Source organism: Microbispora amethystogenes, from assembly GCF_016863015.1.
In the GTDB taxonomy this organism is placed as follows: domain Bacteria; phylum Actinomycetota; class Actinomycetes; order Streptosporangiales; family Streptosporangiaceae; genus Microbispora; species Microbispora amethystogenes.
In genome coordinates, this window is record NZ_BOOB01000008.1 from 63,319 (window position 1) to 69,657 (window position 6,339).

Here is a 6,339-nt window from a genome sequence, read left to right on the forward strand (position 1 = left end):
GCGATCGGAGTAACTGCCTGGAGCAGCAGCGGTGGCACTACATGTGAAAGTGCTCAATGAGGAACCGGTACTGGGATTCCAGCGTGTTATTCTTGGGCACAATCTCACCCTCAATGTTGGCATAAAGAGTCGTAACACCCTCGACAGTCGGGCCGGTCTGCCAGGGCAGCAGTACACCATCGAACCGATACTCGAAGACGCCAGTCGCCCATTTGATAGCATCCGGGACTCTTTCTAGCCTATCAATCGAGGTTGTAGAGAGAGCCACGACCAGGATCCAGGCGTCATCATGTTTCGACAGACTCAACTCGCGACCATTGATGTCCCATGCCCGCCAACGTTCGGGATTCTCCACATCCTCCCACATTACGATCGGCCGGTTCACTTGTTCCAGATGCGTGGCGCAAGAAGCCTTCACTTCGGCAAGATCCATATCAGGATCGAACATCCCAATAATCAATCCCACGGTTACATCAGACCGACCTATGCGAAGGATTAATGTTATGGATTCACCGTTCCACGTTTCTAGTCTAGGCGCTCCACAACGCGCCATGAGGTCAGCCATCACGTAGTTGCCATTCGGCATGAACACAAACCTACTCGGGCACGCCATCAACGCCCTCATGAGAGCCTGGTCCTCTTCGACGGCCGAGATGTCCGCGACTACCAGCATTAGCCCCACCGCCTCATCAGGACCGGAAGACAAAAGCTCTCTGATCAAGGCGGATCCCCGCTCGTCCAGCAGCAGCTCATCGGCGTCGTCAATCGCGATAAAGAGCCCAGGTTTGTGGACAGTCGGAATACCGTAGCCACCGTCTTCTCTGCGAGCGGATACCACCTCAAGCGTGGCCTGGAGCACGCGTACCGCATCGTCGACAGAAGCAGCAATGGGAAGGCCTGGGCAGATGACGTCGCCAATACTAGCTAAGTCATTGCTATTACTCGGATCAACTGGAATGACATCGAATATTCCCGAGGCGTACGCCTCGACCATTAGAACCCAAAGGGCATTCGACTTACCCATCCCAGGATCGCCGACGATGAGGACCGAGTTCACTCCCCTGACGGCGGGGTCATGAAGCTGGAGGTAAACACGCGTACCGTCCTGGTACTCTCCAACCTCAATTGTGCCCTTGGAGGGGTCGTATGTGGGCACCCCAGGATGCGGGAGCGGCTCTTCCGCCTTGCGCTCAAGTTCTCTGGCTTCGTTAATCTCGCTTCTGATAGCGTCATGGTTGGAGGCATCCACCGGTATCGCGAACTGTGAGAGCTTAACACCGGGCGGCTTCCGGATCGTAGGCGCCTCATCCCCGAAGATACGCATGGCTGCACCGGAGTTCTCCGCCAGATTTGCTACAATATCCTGCCCCTCCCGCAGCAAATAGGCCCCAAAACGCCAGTTACTTATTTCTTTTGCAGAAATCCCGCGCAGGACATCCGAGTCTGCAAATTCAACAGGAGGCAGGTCCTGGGAGATAAGATGGCTTCGATGAGCTGCGGGCACCAATGGCGAGAAGAAGCGCGCTAGGCCGTGCCAGCCACTTAAATGAACATGAAGGAGACGAAAACCAGCCGACCGCATTTTCCGCATAGCATCAGTGGGCCTAGACGTACGCCATTCTTTCAGTTTCTGATTGTAGTGTGGAGCGAAGTGCGAAATAATACTGTGCTCGATTAAATCAACTGACGCTTGAAGAATTTGGCCGTCTAGCGTCAGGAAATTATCATAGTATCCCTGCATGTCGGGGCCATCTTCTACATCATCAATGTGATCGTCACTAAAGAAGGATGCGTGACTCCAACTCAGGGGCACTACGAATATCTCATAACCGCTATCAACATGGTCCTCATAAATTCGCTGAAGCTTCTTGTGAGCTAGGGTGCGCTCGTATGCGTTACTTGAAGCATTGACACCAAAAGCTTGTCCCGCATAGAGAACCTCATGTTTTGATATATCACCCTGGGCTTCCGCCATAAGCGAGGCAAGCGCCCAAGAATCGCCATGAATTAGCCTCTCTCCTGCACGGAACGAGAAATACGAGCCATCGGCGTAGTCCTGGAAGTCGCTAAGCTCTCCCAGGCCTCGGACATCTACACCCAAGGTGTGAACGTTGGCAATTCCGGTAGTGCTATCGTGAGTAACAAAGTCGGCCGTAATAATGTGGTCGTCACATCTGAAGGATCCTGCAACTAATTTGACCGCTGGGCGCCGAGTAATAAGGTACCAGTGGCTAGATTTCAACGCCTCAGCCAGGCCAGCCAAGTCAAATCTGCGCTGATAGATGTGAGCAACGTGCAGACGATAAATAAGCGTTCCAGCCATGTCGGCCTCCGCGTAGCATCGAGCTTAACCTTCTGACACAAAGCCAGGCGGTAGTGATTCAGCGCAGGATCGCAAGTGTACGCTGCGGGAGCGACATTGTGAGGCTAACCATCTAGGGAGAGCCTTAGCACCCCGGAACGACACTGGCAGAGGCTCTCGCGAACGTCCAACAGCTAGCGTGAGTCTGGAGTTGTTGCCGAGTTGCGCTCATAAGAATCAAGGGCGGCGCTCCGCGCCGCCTCGCGGTCCTGCGCCCGCTCGCCGGCCGGGCATGCGGCCTGGGGGCCGGTCCCGGCCGTCGGCAGCTCGGGCCGCGTAGAGGTCTCATAACGACTTGGGGAAGCAGCAGACAGGTAAACAGTCCTCAGGCACTCTGTTCCGCGTGGAGTGGTGGAAACTCGGCCTTGAGTACCTCAAGATTGTTGTCGGTTGGCCGCTCGTTGTTCTAGCGATTGCCATCGTCCTGCGAAAGCAGATCGCTGGTCTCCTTCGCCGAGACCTCGAAGCAGAAGCAGCAGGTGTGAAGCTCCGCCTCGGTCGAGCGGAAGAAGCCGTTGAAGAAGCGCTAGGAGAAGCCACGCAGGTAACTTCTCTCGATAACCCAAGCGAAAACATTGAAGCTATCGACGCAAAGAATAATGGCGATGAAACCACTTCAGCAGATTCGGAACATTTAAAGCTATCGCAGCAAATCAGCGCCCTTGAAGGGCGACTTAAGACAGAGCAAACCCGCAGAGCAGCACTTGAGCGTGTCCTGTCTGAGGGTGCACGTCTCGGCTGGGAGTGGGCACGAGCCGGAGAGAGCGAACCGCCTCGCATCACTGTGCAGTGGAGCCCTAAAGGGGTCCCTCACGTTTATACCGAGCGCAGTTCCGGCGAAAACGCAACACATACTCTAGTGCGACTACAAGCACGAGACTACGAACAGCGCGTTCTCGACATCCTAAGATGGGCTTACCTGGGCTCCGTCTGGCCGGAGTTCAGAGATGACACTTACGATGCTCGAATGATAATAGACCAACATTCATTCGGCGTAATCGTGAAGCATTACAGTTCGAGTCGACCAATCCCGGCATCAGCCGTCGATCTACTACTTAGGAATACTTTTACAGGGGAAATTTCAATAATTATTATAGCTAACGCCAGACTGACGCGCGAAGCGCAGCGAATCATTGATGGGCTGACAAAAGTCTTCACCAACAAGGTCTACTGGATTCATTGGAGTGGCGACCTCGACGATGATCGTTTAACTAAGGAGCTTGAGAGCATTCGAACCGAAATCGCCAAAGGCGACACCTCCGGCGGGGGCACTCCGACTCCGGGGTAATCACCAAGGCCTGATCGCCATGGCCGGCCGTAGCTGGCTGAGGTACGGACCTGATCACCCCGTCCGACATCGACCCGGGACAAGCCGAGCAGACCAAGGCCGCCGGGTCCAGGTCGTTCGTCCAGTAGGGCGCTCCACCTGGACCCGGCGGCCTTGGCCCGCTTCCCCTTCGGGCGGGTCGACGGCAGACGGGGTGATCAGGCGGCGGGGTCGTACGCGCGATGCGCGCGAAAGATCAGGTTCAACCAAATGCTGACAGCCTTTCTAGTAGGGCAGCGACCTTGCGTGGACTAAATTACCTAAACAACAAGCATTGCCCAAATCATCGCTACGATCGGCACCAAGGTAGCTAACTGACCAATCGATTCAGTTCCCATGAGATCAAAAGGATAGCTGAACTTCTCCCAGCGTGAAAGGTTCTTGGGGGGATCCTGATTCTTCATCTCATCAATCCAGCCTTCTACAAGCGGCCGTATCAGCGCCCAACCTCCCATACCCAGGCCGAAAAAGACGAGACGAGTCGCAATCACGTTGGTAATTCCTGCAGTTCCGGCGATCGCAGCCGTTTCGCCCAACACGAGAGCTACTGTTGGAAGAATTTTCGCCCATGCGCGCTCCATGTTATTTAGTTCGACGCGCTTAAGGCCACGCAGAGTGACCCCCTTTGGGGGCTCCCGGAAGCGCTCTTCAAGTGTGAGCGTCAGCAGTATGACTGGGATTACCTGTGCCGCCGTTGCGTAAAACTCAACGCCTGGCTTCAAGTCAGTCCTTCCGATCCGCCCCGCTCGACTATTTTGCCTGCCCCATCCCTACGGGCACATACATTGCGTTTCGTCTCTCGCCTTATACGCTCCCCTATACATGCCCCTGAGTCAAGTGATAGGTCTCCAGGACGTAGCTTTATTGGGCGTGGGATTTCTTTGAGTCCTGCGAAGGAGACCGCAACTTGAGTACTTAGAGAGGCTTAATGGCTGGGGTTACGGGGGTTGGAAGTCCAGGCCGGTCTTGGCGAGGAAGCCGGTGACGAGGGTGGGACGGTACTGCATCCGTTTGAGCCGGTTCTTCACCAGGGCGACCAGCTGGTCGACAGTACGCATGGCGAGGTTGGCCAGGCTCTTCTTCATGTGCGCCCACACGCCCTCGACCGGGTTCAGCTCAGGGGCGTAGGCGGGCAGGTAGAACACCGTCAGCCACGGGCGGGCGGCGACCAGGCGCCGCATCTCGGCAGAGGTATGGGTGTTGAGGTTGTCCCAGACCACCACGATCGGCCCACCGAGCTGCTGATGGGCGGCGTCAAGCAGCGCGGCGTAGTCGGCCTCGGAGAACCCTCGGCGTTCGCCCTTGCGTCCCCGGTGAGTCCGGAGCCGGTAGATCAGCCGCGGTCGCGCCTGTGGGGTGTCGGGGCGGGTGGCGATCAGGCCGGCGATCGACACGCGTCCGGTGCCCTTGACTGGCAGCGACACGATCGGTGTGTGTCCCTTGCGGCCCCAGGTGCGGCCTCTCGGTGACCTCAGGGTCTGGCCGGCCTCGTCTTCCAAGCACAGCCACGCGCCCTGCTGCGCTGCCAGCCTTTTATGATCGGCCACTGCTCGTCCTTCCACGCGGCAATGGCCTTCTCGTCGCGTTCGGCGGCGCGGCGGGAGGGTGCCTGCCAGCTCCAGCCCAGGCGGTGCAGCAGGTAACACACCCCGCCCACGGTGTAGCTCACCCGGAACAGGCGCCCGATCACCTCGGCGATCCGGGCCAGCGTCCAGCACTGGTCATCCCAGCCATGCGCCATCGGCCCTTCCTCCAGGGCCTGCTCCAGGCGGGCGAGTTGGGCGTCGTCGAGCTTGCACACCGCCCCACCAGCCCCTTTGCTGGTCAGAGCCTCGCGGCCGCCGTCCTCCAGCGCCCGCCGCCACCGGTTGGCCGACATCCGCGAGACCCGAAATTCCCGCGCGACCTGAGCATCACTCGCGCCTTGGGCGAAGCGGTCGGCTGCTTGCAGCCTCACCTGCTCGCGACGTAATCGCTGCTCGGCGGTCAAGCCACCGCCATCGGGATACCTCATGCACCCCAGGTAGCACCGCGACGACCAGCTGCCAGCTCACGCCGAGGTCAGGCCATATAACCCTCACCATTGAAGGTCTCTAACAGTGGGGACAGGGGAAAGACAGTCCCGGGTCCTGATACGAGGCGCAGCGCGCACGCCCTGGTGTTCGCGTGCCCGTTGCGTGCCCGTTCGGTTGGTGATCAGCGGGAAGCTGCGGGAACTCACGGTGACTCGACCGCCATACGCCCAGGTCAGTGTCTGCCCAGCTCAGACGGCGTGATCTTGAAAGACTTCCCAAGCTGACAGCGCGGGTTCGATTCCCGTCACCCGCTCCACCCACGAAGGCCCAGTGCAGGGAGAGATTCCCGACCCAGTCTTGATCTTTTCTGGGCCTGTTCTCACTCTTGTGCCAGACCAGGTAATCCTGGCTCCGACGGGGGCCGATCTGTCACCAGCCACACAACCTCACTGTGGTCCAGAGCGGATGCGCCGTCTCACCAAGACGATCAGCCCTACCTGGATGGCAAGCATCACCAGTGCGATCAGTCCCGATGCGGCGGACATCTCTTCCTCCGAAAGCCCTCCACCACATTCTGTTATGTTGCCGCCCTCGTACACGACACAGTCGCGCCCCAGGATCGCTGCAGCGATGAT

The 6,339-nt window shown here is 58.0% G+C and carries 6 protein-coding genes; 1 reads left to right on the top strand and 5 read right to left on the bottom strand.

The window, feature by feature from the left end; genetic code table 11:
• Positions 1-37: 37 nt before the first annotated feature.
• Positions 38-2,323, bottom strand: coding sequence for a P-loop NTPase family protein (locus Mam01_RS05780; RefSeq protein WP_204284384.1), 2,286 nt, complete (start codon positions 2,321-2,323; stop codon positions 38-40).
• A 334-nt stretch (positions 2,324-2,657) separates the two neighbouring features.
• Here Mam01_RS05780 and Mam01_RS05785 point away from each other — a divergent pair, with 334 nt between their 5' ends.
• A complete protein-coding gene (locus Mam01_RS05785) occupies positions 2,658-3,650 on the top strand; it encodes a hypothetical protein (RefSeq protein ID WP_204284385.1) in 993 nt (330 codons plus the stop codon).
• A 299-nt stretch (positions 3,651-3,949) separates the two neighbouring features.
• Here Mam01_RS05785 and Mam01_RS05790 read toward each other — a convergent pair whose 3' ends face one another.
• The 4 genes from Mam01_RS05790 to Mam01_RS05805 form a co-directional block, all read right to left on the bottom strand.
• Positions 3,950-4,411, bottom strand: a complete 462-nt coding sequence (locus tag Mam01_RS05790; protein ID WP_204284386.1) for a hypothetical protein — start codon at positions 4,409-4,411, stop codon at positions 3,950-3,952.
• A gap of 216 nt (positions 4,412-4,627) precedes the next feature.
• Positions 4,628-5,251 carry an IS630 family transposase gene (locus Mam01_RS05795; protein ID WP_204284387.1) on the bottom strand — a complete coding sequence of 208 codons (624 nt, stop codon included), beginning with the start codon at positions 5,249-5,251 and terminating at the stop codon, positions 4,628-4,630.
• Positions 5,161-5,679 (bottom strand): winged helix-turn-helix domain-containing protein, encoded by a 519-nt coding sequence (locus Mam01_RS05800; RefSeq protein ID WP_239101058.1) that lies wholly within the window; start codon positions 5,677-5,679, stop codon positions 5,161-5,163. Before Mam01_RS05800 ends, Mam01_RS05795 begins: the two co-directional genes overlap by 91 nt.
• Positions 5,680-6,150: 471 nt before the next feature.
• Positions 6,151-6,339, bottom strand: a 189-nt coding sequence (locus Mam01_RS05805; protein WP_204284389.1) for a hypothetical protein, incomplete at its 5' end; no start/stop codon positions are given.